This is a genomic window from Streptomyces sp. NPDC096323 (assembly GCF_040302845.1).
GTDB lineage: Bacteria > Actinomycetota > Actinomycetes > Streptomycetales > Streptomycetaceae > Streptomyces.
In genome coordinates this window covers 322221-344603 of record NZ_JBEOSI010000008.1, presented here as the reverse complement: position 1 = coordinate 344603, position 22383 = coordinate 322221, and the positions used below count along the sequence as shown (strand labels likewise).

The window sequence follows — 22383 nt, the reverse complement described above, 5'->3', positions numbered from 1 at the left end:
CCGGAGCCAACGCTGGCTAGCGCCGCGATCTTCCGGCGCTCACGACGTTGTGTCGGCGCCATGAAACGATCTTGTGGTGTCTGGTGTGATCACGGCGTCGGAGTCCTCCTGGATAACCCCGTTCACGGGGCTAGCCCGCGTGTCTTCGGCGGGTTGGTGACTGAACTGCGCCGCGATGGTGCGGATCCGGTGCGCAAGGGCCGCCCGTGGTCCCTTCCGCTGGAAGACCGGGTGCTGCTTGTCGCGGCGTACTGGCGCACGAACCTCACGTGGCGCCAGCTTGCCCCGTTCTTCGGGATCTCGAAGTCCGCGGCCGACCGCATCATCGATGACCTCGGCCCGTCGCTCGCGCTGCAGCCCCGCAAGCGATTCCGCAAGGACACCGTGCTCATCGTGGACGGCACTCTGGTGCCCACCCGCGATCACACCATCGCCGCGCGGTCCAAGAACTACCGGTACTCCACCAACCACCAGGTTGTCATCGACGCCGACACCCGACTCGTCGTGCTGGTCGGCCGGCCACTGCCCGGCAACCGCAACGACTGCAAGGCGTGGGAGGAGTCCGGTGGGAAGGCCGCTGTCGGCAAGACGATGACGATCGCCGACGGCGGCGATCCGGGCACCGGGCTCGTCATGCCCCACCGACGCCGCAAAGGCGAAGAGCTGCCCGACTGGAAACAGGCCCACAACAGGTCCCACAAACAGGTCCGCGCCCGCGTCGAGCACGTCTTCGCCCGCATGAAGACCTGGAAGATTCTTCGCGACTGCCGCCTCAAGGGCGACGGGGTCCACCACGCCATGCTCGGAATCGCCCTCCTGCACAACCTCAACCTCGCCGGATGGACGAGCAGTCGGGTTGGTCAGTGTTGACCTCGGGGCCCCTCGCAACCGCGAGGAGCCCCGGACCGGCTTTCACGACGTCAGGTCATTGCCTCATGGGTAGGCGACCACATTGCTGGGAGTGGTGTTCGAGGCGGTGACCGCCCCCGTGTCGTTGATGACGTGGGTGATGGTGCCCATACCGCCGAGTGAGACGGTCAGAGCGTCGTGGAACTTCACGCCCGGGGTATTGGGCACCTCGAAGGCGTGGTAGCTGTTCACCGCCGGATTGACGTTGAAGTAGCAGTAGCTGCCGAGCCCCCACGCCTCGTGGGTGGTGACGCCCGCGCCCACCTTGTAGGCGGCGTACCCGTTGACCCCTGCCGCGCTCATCCACGCGCCCTGGTCGGGCACGTCGTACGGCATCTCGTTCTGGAAGAAGATCGTCTTGCCGTTCTGACCGTTCCAGACGACCTCGTGCTTCTGATAGTGCTCGACGAAGAGACCGGTCGCCAGGACGCTGCTGCCGTTGACTATCACGCCGGTGTCCGCCGTGTTGGTCGTCCAGCCGACGGTGCCCGGGTTGCCGTGGTCGGCTCGCCAGGCCCAGATATGGTCGATGATCGTGTTGTTGCTGTTGACGATCAGGCTGGTCGTCGCCTTGCCGGCGATCTGGCCGCCGATCCGGAAGAACACGTCCTGGATGGTCGTCGGGTTGCCCGCGTGGGTGGCGGACGATCCGGCCGGGCCGACGGTCAGCAGCGCCGCTGAGTTGGTGGTGCCGGCGTCGATCAGCAGGCCCTTGAGACGGACTCCGTCCACGTCGGCGACCTGGATCGCGTTGACGCCGTTGTCCGGAACGAAGGTCGGGTAGCCGATGCCGAGGACGACGGTGTTGGCCCGGGTGATGTTCAGCGTCTGGTTCAGGTGGTAGACGCCCGGGGTGACGAACAGGTTGCAGCCCTGGGAGAGCGCGTTGTTGATGGTCGCGGCGGTGTCGCCGGCCTTGACCACGTAGAACTGACTCATCGGCTGCGAAGTGCCGGGAGTGCTGCCGTTCGCCCAGCTCGCGCCGGAGGCGTTGGTCCGCAGAGACGGAAGGAACACACGGTACTTTCCGGCGCCGTCGACGTACAGGTACGGCACGTCACGGGAGACGGGGGTGGTCGCCAGGGTGGTCTCGGGCGGGTTGGGAAAGGTGTTCGCGGGAGCACCGGTGGTGCCGGAGAAGACCATGTTCCACACGCCGCCGGCCCAGCTGCCCAGGTTGCTGTCCCGGGTGTACCACTGCTGCTGCGAGATGGACGCCGCCTGGCCGCTGACCTTGGTGTCGGCGACGTAGCCGCCACTGGCCCAGCCGTAGCTGGCCGGGTAGAGCTGCAGATCGCCGTGAACGTCGATCCGGCGGAACGGGGCGGCCTGGGCCACGGCCCAACGGTTCCCACCGACCGGGTTGATGGCCAGGTTCTCGGCCGAGCGCCAGAAGTTCTGCGTCGCGTTGCCCGCGTCGGAGGCGTTGAAGGCGTCCACGGTGACGTGTCCGTTGATCGTCACGTCGTCCGGGTTCTGCCCGAGACCGGCCACCGAGGTGTAGAAGCCGACGTTGTCGTCGACGGCGTACGTACCCGGCTTGAAGAGCTGCGCCACCCGGTTCTCGCTGAACTGCGCGGTGGTGGTGTCCTTCATCTGGGCGAACTGTGCGTCGAGTTGGGCCTGGATGGTGGCACTGGACATGGACGGGTCGTAGATGTGAACGTTCGGGCCGAAGTCCGGTACGTCCGACTGGGTGGGGCAGCCGGCCGATGTGCCGATCGTGTAGGTCGCGCTGGCGACGGCGGAGTTGGTGAGGCCGGATTTGATGGCGATGGCCTTGACGGTGGTGGTGGCCGTGACGCTGATCGGTGCGCTGTAAAGGGTGGACGTGGCGGAGGGGGTGGAGCCGTCACGCGTGTAGCGGATGGTCGCGCCCGCGGTCGTGTCGGCGAGCGTCACGCTCTGGGCCGATGCGTAGGTGCCCGCCGCCGGAGTGAAGGTCGGTGTGGCGACAGTGCCGGTGCCGCTACCGCCCTGGGTGTACGTGTAGTGGGGCGTGTCGTACTGCGGCCCGCTCTTCTCGTAGGTGAACCAGTACTCCAGGACCGTGCCGTTGATGAGCGAGCCGACGGTCTGCGTCCAAGTGCCCGCGTTGTTGGTCATGTGGACGTTCTGCTGGTTGGCGCTGTTGACGAGGTAGTGCACATCGACGTAGATCGCGGCTGTGGTTGGTGTGAAAGATATCTGTGCCTGCGTCGCGCTCAGTTGCGTGACGCTCTGGGTGTAGTCGGGTGCGGCTGCCGAGGCGGGAGCGGCGGTCTGGTTGAGGCCGAGCAGTCCGACGAGCGCGAGTACGAGTGCACTCAACAGGGCGATGATCCGTTGGTTCGGACGTGGCGGGGGTCTCATGCGGCCGGGAAGGAGGGGCGTGCGCATGGGTGGGAGTCCTTTCGCCTGGTTTCGTGAAGTGAACACAGGGTCAGTGCGGAAGGGTGAAGACGGTCTCGACACGGTGATTTGATCGTCTTTCCAGCGCTACAGACCTTGGAATCGGCCTATTGAAAACGCTCTCAATCTGCGGATCAGCGGGCCATTGGATCTGTTAAGGCAGTGTTGAGTGGCAACGGCGAGCCGTCAAGATGATGCACATGCTTCAACTCTTGAACGCCAACTGCGCCAAGTCGCACCCACGTTCGAGCATGCAAGTGGTTGGTTCACGAATTGTTGAACCTGGGCGTCCGCATGCCAGTCGCTCGTAGATCAATCGCGACAGCCGATGGTCGGGGCCGCCGGAGAAGTGGGTCGCGACCGCGGGCCGGCCCAGGGTGGAGAGCACCCCGGCCGACGTTGATGCCCTTGCCGCCGACGCGCTCGTGCGCGGTGCCGACGCGGGATGTCGCCGGTTTCTTTGCGTCGTGGGGTGGGGCGCCACATGCGTGCAGCGGTGTCCCGGTCCGCGGCGGTTCCTGCGCGATTGGCGTTCTTCATTGACATGCACGGAACAGTGAAGGTATATACCAAGCACCCTCGTGAGAGCGCTCTCTGGATGAATTCGACGCCGAGCGAGGCATGCCAGGCACGTCAAGGTCCGCAGGCTCCCCACCCTGTTCAGGAGACATCATGCCGAGCAAGCCCCTCGCGCCGGTGCACCTACGGCCCATGCGGTACCGGCACAAACCCCTCCCCGTTCTCGCGCTCCTGGTCGCCTTGCTGGCGGCCCTCGTTCTCGCGGTCGATCAGCCCTCCGCCCATGCTGCCGACGCATTGCTGTCGCAGGGCAAACCGGCCACCGCCTCCTCGGTCGAGGCGGCGGGAACTCCCGCCTCGGCGGCCGTGGACGGCTCCACCACCACCAGATGGTCCAGCGCGTTCAGTGATCCGCAGTGGCTTCGGGTCGACCTCGGCGCCACGGCTCAGATCAGCCGCGTGGTGCTGAACTGGGAGGCCGCGTACGGGACCGCGTTCCGGATCGAGACCTCCGCCGATGGCACCAGCTGGACCTCGGTCTACTCCACCGCTGCCGGCCCCGGCGGAGTCCAGACGCTCAACGTGAACGGCTCCGGCCGGTACGTCCGGTTGTACGGCACCGCCCGGGCCACCCCGTACGGCTTCTCGCTCTGGGAATTCCAGGTCTACGGCACCGGTGGCACCACCCCGCCGCCCACTGGCGGCTTCTGGGGTGACACCAGCAAGATCCCGCCGGCCAAGAACGCCGTGGAGGTCGCGATCCTCAACCGGACCAACGGTGCCTACCCGGACAGCCAGGTGTACTGGAGCTTCAACGGTCAGACGCACTCCATCGCGGAGCAGCCCTACCTGGACATGCCCGCCAACTCGGCCGGCCGGATGTACTTCTACGTCGGTTCACCGACCAGCCAGTACTACGACTTCATCGAATTCACCGTCGGCGGAGGTGTGTTCAACGGCAACACCACCCGCGTGGACGCCTACGGTCTGCCTCTCGCGATGCGTCTGCACGCCACGGACGGTTACGACGTCCAGGTCGGGGAGACCCAGGCTTTCTTCAGCAAGTCCCGCACCCAGGTCTTCCAGGACTTCATCAACGCCGTCCCGCAGGAGTTCAAGATTCTGGCGCGGAGTCAGGCCCCGTACCGGATCATCGCTCCGGGCAGTGACGCGAGCTTCCGGCCCGGCGGCGTGAACGCGAACTACTTCACCTCGTACGCCCAGTCGGTCGGAGTCAACGAGCCCACCCAGAACATCTTCGGCTGCGCCGGGAGCATGGCCGGCAACCCCAACATGTGCGCGGCGCTCAACCGGCACGTCGCCACGCTGCCGTCCTCGGGCCAGTCGGACCCGAGCCGCTTCTACCAGTCCGCCCCCGCCAATTACTACGCCAAGTTCTGGCACGACAACGGCATCAACAACCTCGCCTACGGCTTCCCGTACGACGACGTGGCGGGCCAGTCCTCCTTCATCTCACATGCCGGCCCTCAGTGGCTGTCCGTGGCTGTCGGCTTCTGACCTTTGGGATGCACGATGCTGCGATAACCCCTGCAAAGCAAGTGTTTGCGCAGGTGGGAGCGCTGCGCCACGGATTCCGGCCGTGTCAGAGCCTGCATCTGGCCACCCTGGAGGCGTGCCCGGCGCCCGGCGACTGGTCCTTTCAGTAACCATGCGGCGATCGCCGCCGCCGCGGCCGTGGCACTCGTGTTCGTCTCGCGGCCCGGTGCGGTCGCGGCGGCGTGTGCGATGGCTGCCTCGCGCGTCTGAGTCGGCGCGCACTATCCGCACGATGCGGTGGCGGGTCTCCTGGTGGGTGCCGTGGCCGGGGTGGTGCTGATGGCCGCCGTGCATCGGTGGCCCGATCCGCCGGCCCGGCGGCTGACCGCGACGCGGCTGCGTCCTCTGCTGGTGGCGTGAGACGTGGCCGGGGGCGGGGAAGGGCGCAGGGGCCTCGACGATCCGGCGGGGAGCACGGGGCTCGGCACGTGTTCGGGATGACGGGCACGGCCGTCATCGGCCGAGTGCCCGGCCGCTGCCGGGGACGGGCCTGCACGGTCCTGGTCGCTGGGCCACCGGCCGGCCGTCGCGGTGGCCATGGCGCGAGAGTGACCGGGACGGGACCGGCGTCTGAGATGCGGCACGGCCGAAATCGCAACAGTCTGGGCGTAGCCATGATCGCTTGTCGAATGAGGTGCCGCGTGCCAGAGATCATGAAGTCGGACGAGTTCGGGTGAGTCGGCAAGCGAGTCGGCAAGCCCACCGGGCCGTCGCCGAGCTGAACCCTGGCTATGCCGCCCTGGTCATGGCCACAGGAATCGTGTCCACCGGTCTTCACCTCTTCGGCTGGGGCACCCTGTCAGACATCCTGCTGACCGTAGCCGTCGCGGCTTTCGCCGTACTCCTCGTCGCCTACGTCTGGCGGCTCATCCGCTTTCCGCGGCGGGTGGTGGCAGATGCGCAGGACCCGGGCCGGGGTTTTGGGTACTTCACTCTGGTGGCCGCGCTGAACGTCCTTGGCATGCGCCTGGCACTTGAGCACCACTGGCTCATCTGTGCGGTGCTCGCGTTGGTAAGCGCTCCGCTGTGGCTGGTGCTGACCTATGCGATTCCTGGTTCCATGGTGGTCGGCCACCGGCAGAACCCGGTGCTGCCCCGGACCAACGGCAGTTGGTTCCTGTGGGTGGTGGGCACGCAGTCGCTCGCAGGCGCGACCGCGACCGTCGCCGCTCAAAAGCCCGGTCTGACAGCTTCTCTGGCGCCGCCGGCCGTGGCCTTCTGGGGCATCGGCGTGGTGCTCTATCTGATGCTGCTGGGCCTGGTCACCGTCCGTCTGCTCGACGACCCGGTCACGCCTCACGCCTTGAGCCCCACCTACTGGGTCTACATGGGCGCCACCGCCATCAGCGTGCTCGCCGCGGCCGCGATCCTGGCACTGCCCGCGGACCTGCCCGTACTGGCGGCCACCCGGCCCGTCGTGTCCGGTCTTGGCTTCCTGCTGTGGGCGTTCGGCACCTGGTGGATTCCCCTCCTGCTTGCCTTCGCGGTGCGCCGGCACCTGGTGAGCGACGAACGGGTCGGCTACGACCCGACACTGTGGAGCATGGTCTTCCCCCTCGGCATGTACGCCGCGGCGAGCACGAACTACGGCCGGGCGACCGGACTCGACTTCATGGTCGACATCGCCCGGGTCGAGGTATGGATCGGCTTCGCGGCATGGGCTGTGGTGGCGATTGCCATGGCCAGAAAACTCATCCGGTCCGGGAGGAAGCGCTCGGACGCAGCCACCGAATGACACCGAGCTCTCCGGACCCGACGCCCCAGCGACTCGGCATCGGTGAAGGCGACCTGGTGCGCGTCACCTCCCGCCGGGGCGCGATCCAAGCCCCGTCGGCTGCGGCGACCAACGCGTGCCACCGCTCGTGGACCGGTGAACGAGCGCCCTGTGAGTTCGCGAAGCCTGTTCAGGCGGTATTCGCACTTCCCCTTTGACGATTTCAGTCCGTGACGAGCCCTGCGACGAGGTTGATGGCAGTGGCCAGGACGCCGGTGCCGAAAACGTAGGACAGCAGGCATTGACGCAGCACGATCGCGCGGATCGCCGAGCTGGAGACGTTGGTGTCGGACACCTGATAGGTCATGCCGAGGTTGTAGCTGAAGTAGAGAAAGTCCCGGTACGAGGGCGGCTCGTTCGAGTTGAAATCAATTCCGCCGTGCGTGGTCGCGTAGTAGACGTAGGCGTAGCGGGTGGCGTACATCAGGTGCACCGTGGCCCAGGCCATGAACACGCCGCACAGGGCGACGGCGGCGGCGCCGCGTTGCGCATCGGACGTGCCCAGGTGCAGCAGGAGCACGATGGCGACCAGTCCGCAGAGGGCGACCGCCACCACGGCGAGTTCGTCCGTGCGAGGCCGGAAGTCCTCTCGGTGGGCATGCAGGTGAGTGGCGGACGCGTCCATCGGCCACAGCACGACCCACCCGGTCAGAGTGAAGACCAGCTCCGTCGCCGCGATCCCGGCCATGGCCCCCAGCACCGCGCCGGTTCCCAGCCCTGCCAGGACACCCACCACGATGCCGATCGCGAGGGCGCTGGACAGCCGCGGAACGGCGTTCACGGGCAGCAGGGTCCTCATGGCACCACCGTAGTGGCGTCTGTCCGGTTCGTGCCGATGAGGCGGTGTGTGTCCTGGGGGAGGGACCCGCTGCGAGTGCGGTGGGTGACGGTGACCAAGGGACACCCGGGTCTACTGGGCAACCGGGCGGCCGGCCCGGTGACTGGGTAGCGTGGAAAGGGGTAGTCGAGTGGTAGGCCCCCTGACCGTCGGGGGCCGCGGCGCCTTCTTCGCGGCCGGCTTCTCCAGGAAGGGCGGAGAGACTCATGTGCCGATGGCTTGCCTATGCGGGCACGAGCGTGGTGCTCAGCGATCTGCTCTACAAGCCGGAGCACTCGATCATCGACCAGAGCCTGCACTCGCGCATGGGCGTCGAGACGACCAACGGCGACGGCTTCGGCATCGGCTGGTACGGGTCCGACGCAGGCACCCCGGCGATCATCCGTGACACGGGTCCCGCGTGGAACAACCGGAATCTGCGGGAGATCGCGGGCCATGTGCAGTCTCCCCTGTTCTTCGCACACGTCCGCGCGTCCACCGGTACGGCCGTGCAGCAGACCAACTGCCATCCGTTTCGGCACGGCCGCTGGATGTGGATGCACAACGGGGCGATAGCCGAGTTCCATCGTCTGCGGCGGGACCTGTCCCTGGCCGTCGACCCGGTCCTCTTCCCGTCGCTGGAGGGGTCGACCGACTCCGAGGTGATGTTCTACCTGGCCATCACCTTCGGTCTCGACCAGGACGTGCCGGGGGCCGTGGCGAGAATGGCCGGTCTCGTAGAGCGGCTGGGCCATGACGAGGGAGTGGAGTATCCGCTTCAGATGACCATCGCGGTGGCCGACGGGGAGCGCATGTGGACGTTCCGCTACTCGAGCAAGCACGCCTCGCGCTCACTGTTCTGCAGCAGCCGGGCCGACACCATACGGGCGCTGCACCCGGATCTGGACTTTCTCAGGGGAGTCTCCGACGACACCCGGCTGGTGGTGTCGGAGCCGCTGAAGGACCTGCCCGGGGTGTGGAACGAGGTGCCGGAGAGCAGTTACGGCGTCGTCCAGCCCGGCTGGGACGAGTTCCGTCCGTTCAAGCCGGAGCCGGTGTGACCGGTGTGACGTCGTGACGGAGCCGATCTGACGTGACGGTGGCGGGGTCCCGGGTGGACGCCCGGAACCCCGCCACACGGACCTTCCGGATACTGTCTCAAGCCGCGATCGCCTCGTCGATCTCGCGGACGAAGGCGTCCAGGTCGCCGGGGTTGCGCGAGGTGATGAGCCTCCAGCCGCCCGCGTCGTCGGTAACGACCTCCTCGTCCGTCCAGTCGCCTCCCGCGTTGCGGATGTCGGTCTGCAGCGACGCGTAGGAAGTGAGCCGCTTGCCGGCGACGGCACCGGCCTCGACCAGGACCCACGGCCCGTGGCAGATCGCCGCGACCGGGCGGCCCGAGTCCGTGAAGGCGCGGACGATGCGGGTGGCCGGCTCCTGCTGCCGCAGCGTGTCGGCGTTCAGGGTGCCGCCGGGTACGAGCAGAAGGTCGTATCCCGCCGGGTCGGCGTCGCTCAGCGCGAGGTCCGGGCGGAGTGTCTTGCCGGCGTCCTTGTCGCCGACGAGGGTTTCGATCTCGTCCGTCGTCACGGCGGCGACATCGACCTGTGCTCCCCATCCGCGCAGGTGATCGAGCGGTACGAAGAGCTCGTCCTGCTCGACGCCGTAGTTGGTGACGATGGCCAGTACTTTCCGCTTGCTCACGTCTTGGTCAGTCATCGGCTTCCGCCCTTTCACTCACGGCACAGACCGTTTCACTCACGGCACAGACAGAACGGATGCCCGGCCGGGTCCGCGAAGACCCGGAAGCCGCGTTCTCCGTTCCGGTCGTCCACATCCAGGGGTGTCGCGCCGAGCTCGAGCACCTCTCGATGGGCCCGCTCCATGTCCGTCACCTTGAAATCGAGGTGTTCCTGCTGGGAGTTCAAGTCCCCGCGGGGCCACTCCGGCGGCCGGTGGTCCGGGGCCAGCTGGAAGGCGAGCCGGGCACCTCCGGGCACCTGCAGGTCGAACCATTCGTCCGAGTCCTGCGTGACCTCTCCGCCCAGCACGTCCTGATAGAAGCGGGCGAGCGCCGCGGGGTCGGGGCAGTCGAGAGCGACGAGGCAGTAGGTTGCGACAGCCATGTTCTTCCTCGATTCGTTTCCACCGTTCACGCCCCGGGTTCCACATCTGCGTCAGCCGAAACGCGGCATGCGCTGAACGACGCGTCGCACCGCGGGTCAGCGGTCGACGGCCTTGCGGAGCTGTTCCTTGTTCATGGTGGAGCGGCCCTCGACGTTCTTCTTCTTCGCTTCCTCGTACAGCTGGTCCTTCGTGCGGCCCTGGGCGCCCTTGTGCGAGCGTTCTCCGCCGCGCCCGGACGCCGACTTGGGGTCGCGCGTCGATGTCCTGCTCGCGGTCTTCGACTCTCCGGAGCGCGCGCGTTCCTTGTTGACCGTGCGCGCCGCGATCTCCTTCGCGCGCTTGTCGGAGGCGCCGCGGTCCTCCGCGCTCTCCTTCACGTGCTCGTACTGACGTTCGCGCTTGGCGCTGGAACCTGCAGGCATGGCGATCTCCTCCTGGTCTGCCTCGTGACCCCCTCGGCCCGGTGGAAGCGGCCGGAGCCGCCGAGGGGGTGTGCCGTGTACGTACATCCCGGGTTACCACTGGGCCACTTCCGAAACATGGCACCGGCGGTCCGGGCACGCTTCCCGGGCCGTGCGCTCGGGTGATCCCGCCGGGCGGCTGCTGCCATCCGCTGATTTCCGCTGGGCTGATCGGGCCCTTGCCTTACGAGGACATCGGTGAAAGCGACGACTTCGGGTACCGGGTTGATGTGAGGCCGGGCCGGTCTCAACGCAGGCCGACGGGACCGAGGAGGCAAGCGATGGCTGCCGCGGGCAGGAGCGTCCCGCCGGACGACCGGGCGAGCACACGTCGGGCACCGGACATCCGGTCACTGCGCCGGGAGCTGCGCGCACGGGTGGACGGTGAGGTCCGCTTCGACGCCGGCAGCCGGGGAGCGTACGCGACCGACGGATCGAACTACCGGCGCGTCCCGATCGGCGTGGTCGTGCCCCGCACCGTCGAGGCCGGAGCACAGGCCGTCGCGGTCTGCGCGGAGCACGACGTTCCGGTGCTGTCCCGGGGTGGCGGCACCAGCCTGGCCGGCCAGTGCACCAACACAGCCGTCGTCATCGACTGGACGAAGTACTGCCATCGACTGGTGTCCGTCGACGAGTCCGCGCGCACCTGTGTGGTGGAGCCCGGGATCGTACTGGACGAACTCAACCGGCAGCTGGCCTCGTCCCGGCTGATGTTCGGCCCGAAGCCCTCCACTCACAGCCACTGCACCCTCGGCGGGATGATCGGCAACAACTCGTGCGGCGCGTCCGCGCAGGCGTACGGCAAGACCGTCGACAACGTGCGGCGGCTGGAGATCCTGACGTACGACGGGCTCCGCTGCTGGGTCGGACCCACCTCGGACAGCGAGTTCGCGGAGATCACCGCGGCGGGCGGGCGCCGCGCGGAGGTGTACCGGGGGCTGCGCCGGATCATCGACGGGTGCCTGGCCGACGTCCGGCACGGCTTCCCCGACATTCCGCGGCGCGTCTCCGGCTACAACCTCGACTCGCTCCTGCCGGAGAAGGGCTTCGACCTCGCCAGGGCTCTCGTGGGCAGTGAGGGCACGCTCGTGACGGTCCTGCGCGCCGAAATCCAGCTGGTGCCGGTTCCGCCGTACGAGTCGATGCTCGTGCTCGGGTACCCCGACATCTGCGCGGCCGCCGACGACGTACCGCGTCTCCTCGAGCACAGCTCGCCGGCCCAGCTCGAAGCCATGGACGGGCGGATGGCCCAGCTGATGCGTGAGGAGGACAGCCACGTCGCCTCGCTGGACACGTTCCCGGACGGGGAGAGCTGGCTGCTGCTCCAGTTCAGCGGCGACAGCCAGGAGGACGTGGACCGTCAGGGCCGGGACCTCCTCGGGGCACTCGGCCGCGACGAGAACGACGCCCGGGTGACGTTCTCGGACGATCCGGCCCGGGAGCGCGAGATGCTCAAGGCGCGCGAGACGGGTCTCGGGGTGACCGCGCGGCCGCCGGACGGCCGCGACACCTGGGAGGGCTGGGAGGACTCCGCCGTCTCCCCGGAAAGGCTCGGCGGCTATCTGCGCGACCTGAAGGAGCTCTTCGCCGAGTTCGGCTACGACAGCCCCTCGCTGTACGGACACTTCGGCCAGGGCTGCGTGCACACCCGCATCCCCTTCGAGCTCAAGACCGCCGAGGGCGTTGCCGCCTTTCGCGCGTTCCTGTTCCGGGCCGCCGACCTCGTCGCCTCCTACGGGGGCTCGCTCTCCGGCGAGCACGGGGACGGGCAGGCGCGGGGCGAACTCCTGCCCCGCATGTTCGGCGAGCGCCTCGTCACCGCGTTCGGCGAGGTCAAGGCCCTCTTCGATCCCGGCAACCGGATGAATCCCGGCCGGATCGTCGAGCCCGACCGTACCGACGAGAACCTTCGGCTGGGTCCGCTGTGGCGCCCGAGGAACGACGACGGCACCCATTTCGGCTACCCCGAGGACGACGGCTCCTTCAACCGCGCCGTGATGCGGTGCGTGGGCATCGGAAACTGCCGCTCCCACACCGGCGGCGTGATGTGTCCCTCGTACCGCGCCACCGGTGAGGAGGAGCACTCCACCCGCGGACGGGCGCGCCTGCTCTTCGAGATGATGGGCGGGCATGCGGACAGTCCCGTCACCGAGGGCTGGCGCTCCACGGAGGTACGTGACGCCCTCGACCTCTGCCTCGCCTGCAAGGGCTGCAAGTCGGACTGCCCCGTAGGGGTGGACATGGCGACCTACAAGGCAGAGTTCCTGTCGCACCACTACGCGCGGCGGTTGCGCCCCGCGGCGCACTACGCGCTGGGCCTGCTTCCCCTCTGGGCCCGGGTCTCCCGTCTCGCACCGGGGCTCGTCAACGCGGCGCTCGACGCACCGGGCCTGGGACGGCTGGGCAGGCTCCTCGCCGGCGTCGCCGACGAGCGGAAGCCGCCCGCCTTCGCGCAGGAGTCCTTCCTCCAGTGGTGGAAGGCCCGGGACTCCTCCCACGCTCCGGCGCAGGGGCCGACCGTGGTCCTGTGGCCGGACACGTTCACGACGTACTTCCACCCCGGCATCGCCAAGGCGGCCGTACGGGTCATGGAGGACGCCGGCTTCCGGGTCGTCGTGCCCGAGCAGGCCGTGTGCTGCGGACTGACCCTGATCTCCACCGGACAACTGGCCACCGCGAAGAAGGTCCTGCGCCGGACCATCGGCGTACTCCGGCCCTGGATCGAGGCGGGCACCCCCGTTGTCGGACTGGAACCGTCCTGCACCGCGGTGTTCCGGTCCGACGCCCCCGAGCTGATGCCGCACGACCAGGACGTGCAGCGACTGTCCCGGCAGTTCCGTACGTTCGCCGAGCTGCTCGTCAACGACGCCCCCGCCGGCTGGCGGCCGCCCGTCCTCGACCGGACCGCGACCGTGCAGACCCATTGCCATCAGCATGCCGTCACCGCGTTCGACGCGGACCGCGAACTGATGCGCCGCGCCGGAATCCGCGCCGAGGTCCTGGACGCCGGCTGCTGCGGACTGGCAGGGAACTTCGGCTTCGAGCGGGGCCACTACGACCTGTCCATGGCGATCGGCGAGCAGGGAGTCCTGCCCGCCGTGCGCGAGACCGCCGCCGACGCCCTCGTCCTGGCCGACGGATTCAGCTGCCGCACCCAGATCGAGCAGGGCGGGACGGGACGCCGGGCCATGCACCTGGCCGAGGCCCTGGCGCTCGGTCTCGACGGGGAGCCGCCCGCCGACCGCCCCGAGCGGGCCGTCCAGCGCCCCGCCGCGCCCGCCCCGATGGCCCGGCGGCTCGTGTCAGCGGCCGCGGTCACCTCGCTCAGCCTGTCCGCATACGCGGTCCTGCGCCGGTACCGGGGCGGGACACACCATCGAGAGGAGTAGGGAACCATGGCGACCAAGGTCTCCGACTATGTCCTGCAGCGCCTGCGTGAATGGGACGTCGACCACGTCTTCGCCTATGCGGGAGACGGGATCAACGGCCTCCTCGCCGCATGGGGGAGGGCGGAGAACAAGCCGAAGTTCGTCCAGGCCCGGCACGAGGAGATGGCCGCGTTCCAAGCCGTCGGCTACGCGAAGTTCTCCGGCAGGGCCGGCGTCTGCGCCGCCACCTCGGGCCCGGGAGCGATCCACCTGCTCAACGGCCTGTACGACGCGAAACTGGACCACGTTCCCGTGGTCGCGATCGTGGGGCAGACCAATCGCAGCGCCATGGGCGGTTCCTACCAGCAGGAGGTCGACCTGCTGAGCCTCTACAAGGACGTCGCGTCCGAGTTCTGCGAAATGGTCACCGTTCCCGAACAGCTGCCCAACGTGATCGACCGGGCCATGCGCACCGCGTACGCCAAGCGGACCGTGACCGCGGTGATCATCCCGGCGGACGTCCAGGAACTGGACTACTCGCCGCCGACGCACGCCTTCAAGATGGTCCCGTCCAGCCTCGGCGCGAGCAGCTCGGCGCCCGTGCCCGCCCAGGAGGACATCGGCAGGGCCGCCGAGGTGCTGAACGCGGGGGAGAAGGTCGCGATCCTCATCGGGCAGGGCGCTCGCGGGGCACAGGCCGAGGTGGAAGGGGTCGCCGAAGTGCTGGGCGCCGGCGTCGCGAAGGCACTCCTCGGCAAGGACGTGCTCTCCGACGAACTGCCGTACGTCACCGGCTCCATCGGCCTGCTCGGCACCCGGCCCTCGTACGAGATGATGCAGGACTGCGACACCCTGCTGGTGATCGGCTCCAGTTTCCCGTACACGCAGTTCCTGCCGGAGCTCGATCAGGCGCGCGCGGTGCAGATCGACAACGACCCGTTCATGATCGGTCTGCGCTACCCGTTCGAGGTCAACCTGGTCGGTGACGCGCGTGCGACGCTCGACGCGCTGCTGCCGCACCTCAAGCGCAAGAAGCACGGCGCCTGGCGGAAGAAGATCGAGAAGGACACCGCTCAGTGGTGGGAGGTCATGCAGCGGCGGGCCGCCGTGGAGGCCGACCCCATCAACCCCGAGTACGTCGTCCACGCGCTCGACGCCCTCCTGCCGGATGAGGCGATGGTGGCCGCGGACTCCGGGTCCGCGGCCAACTGGTACGCCCGCCACCTGCGGTTCCGTGGCGGGATGCGCGGCTCGCTCTCCGGCACGCTGGCGACCATGGGCCCGGGCGTGCCCTACGTCATCGGAGCCAAGTTCGCCCATCCTGACCGGCCTGCCATCGCGATCGTCGGCGACGGCGCCATGCAGATGAACGGCATGGCCGAACTGATCACCATCGCCAAGTACTGGCACGAGTGGGAGAATCCCCGGCTGATCGTCGCCGTCCTCAACAACGAGGACCTCAACCAGGTCACCTGGGAGATGCGCGCCATGTCGGGCGCCCCGCAGTTCCTGCCCTCGCAGTCCCTGCCCGATGTGCGCTACGCCGATTTCGCCCGCTCCGTGGGCCTGGACGGCGTACGGGTCGAGAAGCCCGGCGAAGTCGAGTCGGCGTGGCACCGGGCGCTGGCCTGCGACCGGCCGTTCGTCATCGATTTCCGGACCGACCCCGCCGTGCCCCCGATCCCGCCGCACGCCAGTCTCGACCAGATCGAGGCGGCGGCGCTCTCCCTCATCAAGGGCGACAGCGACCGAGGAGCGGTGATGCGTCAGGGACTCAAGGCCAAGGTGCAGGAGATGCTGCCCGGACATCACAAGAAGGACGGCCCGGATGCCGGGCAGGGGGCCGGTGACAGGTGAGTCCCGGGCGGGGTGGCGGGAACGTCCCCCTCATCGAACGTGTCGGAACCGAGGTCTACACGGTCCCCACCGACGCGCCGGAGGGCGACGGGACGCTGGCCTGGGATGCCACCACGCTGGTTCTGGTGCGCGTGGGCTCCGGCGACACCGAAGGACTCGGCTACACCTACGGCGCGCCGGCCATCGCCGCGGCCGTCGATCAGTTGCTCGGCGCAGTGGTCACCGGGCTCAGCGCCTGGGACGTTCCCGCCGCCAACGAGGCCATGAGCCGGGCGGTCCGCAACGCAGGCCGTCCCGGACTGGTCGCCGGGGCGCTCTCCGCCGTCGACATCGCGCTGTGGGACCTCAAGGCCCGCCTCCTCGGCCTGCCCCTCACGCACCTGCTCGGAGCGAGCGCCGAGGACGTCCCCGTCTACGGCAGCGGAGGCTTCACCCCGTACGACGACGAGCGGCAGGACCGGCAGTTGCGCGGCTGGACGCAGGGCCAGGGGATCCCCCGGGTGAAGATCAAGATCGGGGAGTCGTGGGGCCGTGTGGAGGGCCGCGACCGGGAGCGGATCGCGCGGGCCCGCCACAGCATCGGCGACGCCGCGGAACTGTACGTCGACGCCAACGGCGCCTACACCCGCAAGCAGGCCCTCCGCCTGGACCGGTATCTCGCCGGCCACGGCGTGACCTGGTTCGAGGAGCCGGTCTCCTCCGACGACCTGGTGGGACTCGGCCGGATCAGCGCGGCGTCGATGACGGACGTGGCGGCGGGCGAATACGGGTACGCCCTGCCGTACTTCGGGCACATGATCGCTGCCGGAGCTGTGGACTGCCTCCAGGCGGACGCGACCCGTTGCGGTGGCATCACCGTCTGGCTCCGGGCCGCGGCGCTGGCCGAAGCCGCCGGGCTGCAGATCTCCGGCCACTGCGCGCCCCACGCCCACGCCCATGCCGCAGCGGCCGTGCCCAATCTCCGCCATCTGGAATGGTTCCACGACCACGTGCGGATCGAGGAGCTGTTCTTCGGCGGGACGCTCGACCCGGCCGGCGGATCTCTCCGCCCCGGTGACTCGGGCGCCCACGGCCTGGGACTGGAATTCCGGCCGCGGGCCGCGGAACGCTACCGGGTCCGGTGACCGCCCGGATGCGCCGAGGAGCACCACACCCGCCCGCGACCGACGCCGGCACCGCGCGGGCCGGGCGGGCACCCGTAGACCGCCGGCGCTCATCGGCCGCCGCGGCGGCCGTATCGGAAGGGAAGCAGCAGTGACACAGACAGTCGTGATCACGGGGGCCAGCGCGGGCATCGGCCGGGCGACGGCGCGGGCCTTCGGGGCGCGCGGAGCCGATGTCGTCCTCCTGGCGCGCGGGCGGGCCGGCCTGGACGCGGCAGCCCGTGAGGTGGAGGAGGCCGGCGGACGCGCCCTGGCCATTCCGACGGACGTGGCCGACCACCACGCGGTGGAGGCGGCGGCCAAAACGGCGGTGCGCGCGTTCGGCCGCATCGACGTCTGGGTCAACGTGGGCTTCGCCTCGGTGTTCGCGCCCTTCACCGAGATCACGGCGGCGGAGTACGAGCGCGTCACCCAGGTCAGCTACCTGGGGTTCGTCAACGGGACCCGCGCCGCCCTCGTCCAGATGATGCCGCACGACCGGGGCACCATCGTCCAGGTCGGATCCGCCCTCGGCGAGCGTTCCATCCCCCTGCAGTCCGCCTACTGCGGGGCCAAGCACGCCATCAACGGCTTCACTTCGTCCCTACGGACCGAACTCATGCACCAGGGCAGCGGCATCCGCGTGACCGTGGTCCAGATGCCGGCGGTCAACACCCCGCAGTTCTCGTGGGTGCTCTCCCGGCTGAAAAGACGCCCCCAGCCGGTCCCTCCGATCTACCAGCCGGAGGTCGCCGCGGCGGCCGTGGTGTACGCAGCCGATCACCCGGGCCGGAGGCGGTACGTCGTGGGAACGAGCACGACGGCCACCCTGCTCGCCAACAAGATCGCGCCCGGACTGCTCGACCGGTATCTCGCCCGCACCGGGTACGACTCCCAGCAGACGGGCGAGGCCGCGGACGAGCACCGCCCCACCAATCTCTGGCGTCCGGTGGACGACGACGCCGATCACGGTGCGCACGGACCCTTCGACAAGCAATCGCGTCGGCGCGACCCCCAGCTGTGGGCCTCCCGGCACCCCGCACTGACCGCCGCCCTGGCGGCAGGTGGCGTGTCCGCTGTCACGGCACTGGGAGCGCGGGCCCGGAAAAGGCGGTGACGCTCCTTCGGTCACGGCTCGACCGGGCAGTTCCGACCATTCCCTGAGAGGCTTTCGGCTCACATGGCAACTAGCATGAATGTGTGCTGCAGAGCCGAATGGAGGGCGTCATGATCGTTATAGGCGTCATTTTGCTCATCATCGGATTGATCACCGGGATTTCAATCCTCTGGACCATCGGAGTCATTCTGCTGGTCATCGGGGCCGTTCTCTGGGTGCTCGGAGCCGTGGGGCATGCCGTGGGCGGACGTCGGCATTACTGGTAGCCGTCCTGCGGGTCGCCGCCTCGGGAGAGGCGTTCCACGGAATTCACAGCTGCGGGTTTTTCCATTCGAAGAGGAGAATGGTCGCGTCGTCCCGCAGACCGGTGTTTTCCGACAGGGAATGGATGAGCCGTCGCAACGTTTCCGGTGCGAGCTCTCCCGGGGCCGCGGCGCGCACGACGTAGTCCACGAAGCGCTCGAGACCGAACTCCGTTCCGTTGCGCATGCGGGACTCTGTTGCGCCGTCCGTGTACATGAGGACCCGGTCGCCCGGCTCCAGGGCGATCTCGTGAACATGACGGGGGCCGGAGGCGGCGAGGCCGGAGAGAGAGCCCATGGGCGGGTCCGCCTCCCCTTCCATCGCGTGGGGCACCAAGGTCCCGCCCCGGATGAGCAGCGGTGCGGGATGACCGCAGTTGATCCAGCGCAGCGCACCGGTGGCCAGGTCGAGCTGGGCCAGGATGCCGGTACAGAACTGGTCCGGGAGCCACCGTGACAGCGCACGGTCGACGCATTCGACGAGCGCGGGGAGATCGGCTCCGGTACGACGTGCGTTGCGGCAGGCGGCCAGGGTGACCGAGGCGGCGAGGCCGGAAGACAGGTCGTGGCCCATGGCATCGAGGATCGACACGTGCAGAGTCGTCGCCGTCAGGGCGTGGTCGAACCCGTCCCCCGCGATCTCGTAGGCCGGTTCCAGGACAGCCGTCGACACGACGTGCGGCGTACCGATCGTGCGGGGCGGCAGGAAGGCCCTGAGCATCTCGGCGGGCAGCTGCATCGGTTCGGTGCGCGTCCGGCGTACGAAGGACTCCTTGTAGGCCCGCTTCGAGGTGATCATCATGGCCAGGAGCGCGGCGAGCGCCCGGGCGCGGCGCAGCAGTACCGGGTCCAGCGCCGGGCACAGCACCGCCACCACACCCAGCCGTTCCGCGCCGTCGACCAGGGGCAGCCATGCCATCAGGCCGCTGACATCCGCCTCCTCCACCCGCAACGACTGGGTGCGATAGGCCCAGCCGGCGAGAGAGGTGTCGATCTCCAGCTCCGGGCCCTGCCCTGTCAGGGGAACCAGCAGCCGCTGCTGGAGATCGGTCAGATAGACCAGTGAATGGTGCAGGCCGAGGGCCTTGGTGCAGCGCTCCACCGCCGTGGTGAGGTCGAGGGCGGCATTGGCCGGGTCGGCCAGGAAGTCGGCCAACAGCTCGTCGCCGCTTGCGGACGCAGTCATTCCGCTGCCTCTCATCCCTCGCGTACGCCTGTTACACCTGAGCAGTCTCGCCCGAGTTCCGGCCGCGCGCGCGGCGGGCGGCACCGTGCGCCCGTCCATCGGGCGACAGGTCCGCCCCCTCGGTAGCGTGGAGGGGCGGCGGCGTGCTGGGGCATCAAGCCGGACCGCCGGTTCACCGCGGCCCGGCGGGCTTGGCACGCGGACTCCCGGGTACGGGAATGCCCTGAGGGAACGACGCCCCGCGCATGCGGTACGGCGGCGTTTCTCACGGACTTCCGAGGAGGGACTCATGAGCGGCGCGCAGGACGGACCTCGGCTCCCGCAGAGCCGGGGCGACCTTTCCGCGGGTGTCCTCGCCCATCTGCGCGGGACCGGGACGCTGCCGGCCGTGCGGGCGGCGGCCGACGCCGACCCCTATGGCGATGATCTGCAACTGGCGTTGTACATCTGCTACGAGCTCCACTACCGCGGCTTCGCCGAGGTGGATCCGGCGAGCGAATGGGACCCGGCGCTGCTTGAGGTGCGCGGCGCTCTCGAGCGGCGTTTCGAGTCGGCGTTGAGAGCCGATGTTCCCGGCTCGGCAGGCCTGGCCGAGGTACTGGACACCCTGCTGGTGGAACCGGTCCGGGGGACAGGGCTGTCGTACGAGCTCCAGGAGCGGGGCGACCTCGCCGCGCTGCGCTCGTACGCGGTCCAGCGGTCCCTCTACCACCTCAAGGAAGCGGACCCGCACGCCTGGGTGCTGCCCCGGCTCAGCGGCCGCGCCAAGGCGGGCATGGCGGCGGTCGAGTACGACGAGTTCGGCGCCGGACGGCCGGAGCGGGTCCATGCCCGGCTGTTCGCCGATCTCATGACCGACCTGGGGCTGGAGACGGCGTACGGCCACTATCTGGACGACGGGCACGCCGAGATGCTGGCCCTGGTCAACCTCATGTCGCTCTTCGGCCTGCACCGCCGTCTGCGCGGCGCGCTGGTCGGGCATTTCGCAGCGGTGGAGATCACCTCGTCACCCGCCTCACGGCGTCTGGCCGAGGCGATGAAGCGCGCCGGGGCCGGGCCCGCAGCGGAGTTCTTCTATACCGAACACGTCGAGGCGGACGCGGTGCACGAACAGGTGGTGCGCCACGAGGTCGTCCGCGGACTGCTGGACGACGAGCCGCACCTGGAGCCGGACGTCGTGTTCGGGATCGACGCGACCGGGTTCCTGGAGGACCGCCTCGGGGACCGGCTGCTCGCGGACTGGCGCGGCTGAGGCACACGAGGCTGTTCGTTCAGGCGTCCGGGTCTGACGCACACGAGGCTGCCGTTCAGGCGTCCTCGGCGCAGACCCGGACGGTGTTCAGCTCGGGATCCGCCGGGTCCGGCAGATTCATTCCGGCGGCGAGGCCCGACCTGAGGTAACGCAGCACCGGCTCCGTCAACTCCTCCCCGGGCAGCACAGCGGGGATGCCCGGAGGGTAGGGGGTCATCATCTCTGCGGAGATCCGCCCGACCGCCTCCTCCACGGGAATGTCCTCCGTGGCCGCGAAGTACGCGTCACGCGGCAGCCGTACCTGCGCCATGCGCAGTTCGGACGGCGCCGGCACGGCGACCTCCGGGCCCCGGGGCAGCGACGGCGCCCGGCGGGCGAGATCGCGCAGGGCCGTCAGGAGGCGGGCTGTCGTGTCGCCGTCGTCGGCGTGGGTGAGCTGGGCGCTGACCCGGCGATGGTCCATCAGATGCGCGTCGATGTGATGCTGTCCGCGCAGCCAGTCCGCCGCCCGGTATCCGGTGACACCGAGTTCGCCGATGTCGATGATGACCGGCAGGGGGTCGAACTGGGAACCGGCACCCGGCCCGCAGAAGTCCGCCCGGTCGTTGACGTGCATGCCGTCGATGTCCTCGATCTGACGGCGCACCGAGGCCGCCAGGCCGAGCGCATGGGACATCAGCGCATGACCGTCCAGCACCATCTGGCGGCGCCAGCCGTCGAGGCCCGCGTACAGCAGGACCGAAGGGCTCGTCGTCCCCAGCAGATCGGCCCGCGACGCCAGGGTGTCGTGGTCGATCAGGTCTCCCCGCAGGTGGAAAACGGAGCCCTGCTCCAGCCCGCTGCCCATCTTGTGGATGCTGGTGACGCAGACATCGGCGCCCGCGTCCATTGCCCACGTCGGCAGGTCGGGGTGGAAGGGAAGATGCGCTCCCCAGGCCTCGTCGACCACCAGGGGGCGCGAGCGCGCGTGACACACCTCCGCGATGGCACGCAGGTCGGCGGTACTGCCGTACGGCGTCGGACTCGTCACGAGGGCGCCCTTGGCGTCCGGATGTTCCGTGAAGGCCTTCTCGAAGTCGGCGGCCGCCGGCGGATGTGCGAGGTGGCGCTCCGTGTCCCACTGGGGCTCGATCCATACCGGCTCGACGCCGGACAGGATGAGCCCCGAAATCACCGACTTGTGCGCGTCCCTTCCCACCAGGATCTTCTCTCCGTGCGCCGCGACGCTCAGCATGGCGGCCTTCACCGACAGCGAGCTGCCGCAGGTCGAGAAGAAGGCGTGGTCGGCGTGGACGGCGTCGGCCATCAGGTCCTCCGCACGCTGCAGCACGCCCGACTTCATCCTCCGGTCGTCGAGGCCGCCACTGGCCAGTACGTCTCCGAGGAACACGGCGTCCCCGAGCACGGCCCTGACCTCCGGCGCCGCACCGCGCGCCTGCTTGTGCCCCGGCGGCGAGAAACCGAGCTCGTCACGTTTGTGGTAGGCGGCCAGGGCATCGAGAACGGGGGCTTCCTCATGATTCAGCTGCATGCGTGACGCCTTCCCGGAGCCGCGTCAGCCAATCGGCCGAGTCCGGCCCGGTTGTTTCACGGGGCTTTGGCGG

General features: G+C 69.0%; 16 protein-coding genes and 2 pseudogenes. 11 read left to right on the top strand and 7 right to left on the bottom strand.

The genetic code is table 11. From position 1 onward, the window contains the following. Positions 1–76 precede the first annotated feature (76 nt). A pseudogene (locus tag ABTX18_RS23760) lies at positions 77–870 on the top strand (transposase). Positions 871–933: 63 nt separating this feature from the next. On the opposite strand, the gene ABTX18_RS23755 reads toward ABTX18_RS23760, so the two are convergent. After that, the gene (locus ABTX18_RS23755; RefSeq protein WP_503061192.1) at positions 934–3288 is read right to left on the bottom strand and encodes a pectate lyase-like domain-containing protein; all 2355 of its coding nucleotides are present in this window, start codon (positions 3286–3288) and stop codon (positions 934–936) included. Positions 3289–4011: 723 nt separating this feature from the next. On the opposite strand from ABTX18_RS23755, the gene ABTX18_RS23750 reads away from it, so the two are divergent. From ABTX18_RS23750 to ABTX18_RS23740, 3 genes and pseudogenes are all read left to right on the top strand, one after another. Beyond that, positions 4012–5337 carry a beta-1,3-glucanase family protein gene (locus ABTX18_RS23750; RefSeq protein ID WP_352124854.1) on the top strand — a complete coding sequence of 442 codons (1326 nt, stop codon included), beginning with the start codon at positions 4012–4014 and terminating at the stop codon, positions 5335–5337. Positions 5338–5414: 77 nt separating this feature from the next. Beyond that, positions 5415–5736, top strand: a pseudogene (locus ABTX18_RS23745) (phosphatase PAP2 family protein); the annotation flags it as partial. 262 nt (positions 5737–5998) lie between these two features. Then, positions 5999–7111 carry a tellurite resistance/C4-dicarboxylate transporter family protein gene (locus ABTX18_RS23740; protein WP_352124744.1) on the top strand — a complete coding sequence of 371 codons (1113 nt, stop codon included), beginning with the start codon at positions 5999–6001 and terminating at the stop codon, positions 7109–7111. 202 nt (positions 7112–7313) lie between these two features. Here ABTX18_RS23740 and ABTX18_RS23735 read toward each other — a convergent pair whose 3' ends face one another. Then, positions 7314–7949 (bottom strand): DUF1345 domain-containing protein, encoded by a 636-nt coding sequence (locus ABTX18_RS23735; protein WP_352124743.1) that lies wholly within the window; start codon positions 7947–7949, stop codon positions 7314–7316. Positions 7950–8194: 245 nt separating this feature from the next. Between ABTX18_RS23735 and ABTX18_RS23730 the strand changes: the two genes are divergently transcribed. Continuing rightward, on the top strand, positions 8195–9028 hold the full coding sequence (locus ABTX18_RS23730) for a class II glutamine amidotransferase (protein ID WP_352124742.1): 834 nt from the start codon (positions 8195–8197) through the stop codon (positions 9026–9028). Between the two features lie 97 nt (positions 9029–9125). Here the strand turns inward: ABTX18_RS23730 and ABTX18_RS23725 are convergent, their stop codons facing one another. The 3 genes from ABTX18_RS23725 to ABTX18_RS23715 all read right to left on the bottom strand — a co-directional run bounded on the left by ABTX18_RS23725 (position 9126) and on the right by ABTX18_RS23715 (position 10516). Then, positions 9126–9686 carry a type 1 glutamine amidotransferase domain-containing protein gene (locus tag ABTX18_RS23725; protein WP_352124741.1) on the bottom strand — a complete coding sequence of 187 codons (561 nt, stop codon included), beginning with the start codon at positions 9684–9686 and terminating at the stop codon, positions 9126–9128. 35 nt (positions 9687–9721) lie between these two features. After that, entirely contained in the window at positions 9722–10093 is a 372-nt protein-coding gene (locus ABTX18_RS23720; protein ID WP_352124740.1) for a VOC family protein, read from the bottom strand. A 96-nt stretch (positions 10094–10189) separates the two neighbouring features. Next, positions 10190–10516: a plasmid stabilization protein gene (locus ABTX18_RS23715; RefSeq protein ID WP_352124739.1), complete on the bottom strand. Its 327-nt coding sequence runs from the start codon at positions 10514–10516 to the stop codon at positions 10190–10192. 320 nt (positions 10517–10836) lie between these two features. Between ABTX18_RS23715 and ABTX18_RS23710 the strand changes: the two genes are divergently transcribed. The 5 genes from ABTX18_RS23710 to ABTX18_RS23690 all read left to right on the top strand — a co-directional run bounded on the left by ABTX18_RS23710 (position 10837) and on the right by ABTX18_RS23690 (position 18305). Next, the gene (locus ABTX18_RS23710) at positions 10837–13944 is read left to right on the top strand and encodes an FAD-binding and (Fe-S)-binding domain-containing protein (protein WP_352124738.1); all 3108 of its coding nucleotides are present in this window, start codon (positions 10837–10839) and stop codon (positions 13942–13944) included. 6 nt (positions 13945–13950) lie between these two features. Continuing rightward, positions 13951–15780 carry a thiamine pyrophosphate-requiring protein gene (locus tag ABTX18_RS23705; RefSeq protein ID WP_352124737.1) on the top strand — a complete coding sequence of 610 codons (1830 nt, stop codon included), beginning with the start codon at positions 13951–13953 and terminating at the stop codon, positions 15778–15780. Continuing rightward, on the top strand, positions 15777–16904 hold the full coding sequence (locus tag ABTX18_RS23700; protein WP_352124736.1) for an enolase C-terminal domain-like protein: 1128 nt from the start codon (positions 15777–15779) through the stop codon (positions 16902–16904). Before ABTX18_RS23705 ends, ABTX18_RS23700 begins: the two co-directional genes overlap by 4 nt. Before the next feature lie 130 nt (positions 16905–17034). Then, the gene (locus ABTX18_RS23695; RefSeq protein WP_352124735.1) at positions 17035–18039 is read left to right on the top strand and encodes an SDR family oxidoreductase; all 1005 of its coding nucleotides are present in this window, start codon (positions 17035–17037) and stop codon (positions 18037–18039) included. 110 nt (positions 18040–18149) lie between these two features. Next, positions 18150–18305: a DUF6131 family protein gene (locus ABTX18_RS23690; RefSeq protein ID WP_352124853.1), complete on the top strand. Its 156-nt coding sequence runs from the start codon at positions 18150–18152 to the stop codon at positions 18303–18305. Positions 18306–18348: 43 nt separating this feature from the next. On the opposite strand, the gene ABTX18_RS23685 is transcribed toward ABTX18_RS23690, so the two are convergent. Beyond that, complete coding sequence (locus tag ABTX18_RS23685; protein WP_352124734.1) at positions 18349–19527, bottom strand: PP2C family protein-serine/threonine phosphatase; 1179 nt, start codon at positions 19525–19527, stop codon at positions 18349–18351. Between the two features lie 289 nt (positions 19528–19816). Between ABTX18_RS23685 and ABTX18_RS23680 the strand changes: the two genes are divergently transcribed. Beyond that, the gene (locus ABTX18_RS23680; protein WP_352124733.1) at positions 19817–20779 is read left to right on the top strand and encodes an iron-containing redox enzyme family protein; all 963 of its coding nucleotides are present in this window, start codon (positions 19817–19819) and stop codon (positions 20777–20779) included. 55 nt (positions 20780–20834) lie between these two features. Here ABTX18_RS23680 and ABTX18_RS23675 read toward each other — a convergent pair whose 3' ends face one another. Further along, positions 20835–22310 carry an aminotransferase class I/II-fold pyridoxal phosphate-dependent enzyme gene (locus ABTX18_RS23675; RefSeq protein ID WP_352124732.1) on the bottom strand — a complete coding sequence of 492 codons (1476 nt, stop codon included), beginning with the start codon at positions 22308–22310 and terminating at the stop codon, positions 20835–20837. Positions 22311–22383: the final 73 nt, after the last annotated feature.

Coding starts and splice junctions, on each gene's coding strand:
- ABTX18_RS23690 (WP_352124853.1), top strand. CDS start 18,150: ATGATCGTTATAGGCGTCATTTTGCTCATCATCGGATTGATCACCGGG.
- ABTX18_RS23755 (WP_503061192.1), bottom strand. CDS start 3,288: ATGCGCACGCCCCTCCTTCCCGGCCGCATGAGACCCCCGCCACGTCCG.
- ABTX18_RS23710 (WP_352124738.1), top strand. CDS start 10,837: ATGGCTGCCGCGGGCAGGAGCGTCCCGCCGGACGACCGGGCGAGCACA.
- ABTX18_RS23725 (WP_352124741.1), bottom strand. CDS start 9,686: ATGACTGACCAAGACGTGAGCAAGCGGAAAGTACTGGCCATCGTCACC.
- ABTX18_RS23720 (WP_352124740.1), bottom strand. CDS start 10,093: ATGGCTGTCGCAACCTACTGCCTCGTCGCTCTCGACTGCCCCGACCCC.
- ABTX18_RS23750 (WP_352124854.1), top strand. CDS start 4,012: ATGCGGTACCGGCACAAACCCCTCCCCGTTCTCGCGCTCCTGGTCGCC.
- ABTX18_RS23715 (WP_352124739.1), bottom strand. CDS start 10,516: ATGCCTGCAGGTTCCAGCGCCAAGCGCGAACGTCAGTACGAGCACGTG.
- ABTX18_RS23675 (WP_352124732.1), bottom strand. CDS start 22,310: ATGCAGCTGAATCATGAGGAAGCCCCCGTTCTCGATGCCCTGGCCGCC.
- ABTX18_RS23680 (WP_352124733.1), top strand. CDS start 19,817: ATGAGCGGCGCGCAGGACGGACCTCGGCTCCCGCAGAGCCGGGGCGAC.
- ABTX18_RS23730 (WP_352124742.1), top strand. CDS start 8,195: ATGTGCCGATGGCTTGCCTATGCGGGCACGAGCGTGGTGCTCAGCGAT.
- ABTX18_RS23735 (WP_352124743.1), bottom strand. CDS start 7,949: ATGAGGACCCTGCTGCCCGTGAACGCCGTTCCGCGGCTGTCCAGCGCC.
- ABTX18_RS23705 (WP_352124737.1), top strand. CDS start 13,951: ATGGCGACCAAGGTCTCCGACTATGTCCTGCAGCGCCTGCGTGAATGG.
- ABTX18_RS23685 (WP_352124734.1), bottom strand. CDS start 19,527: ATGACTGCGTCCGCAAGCGGCGACGAGCTGTTGGCCGACTTCCTGGCC.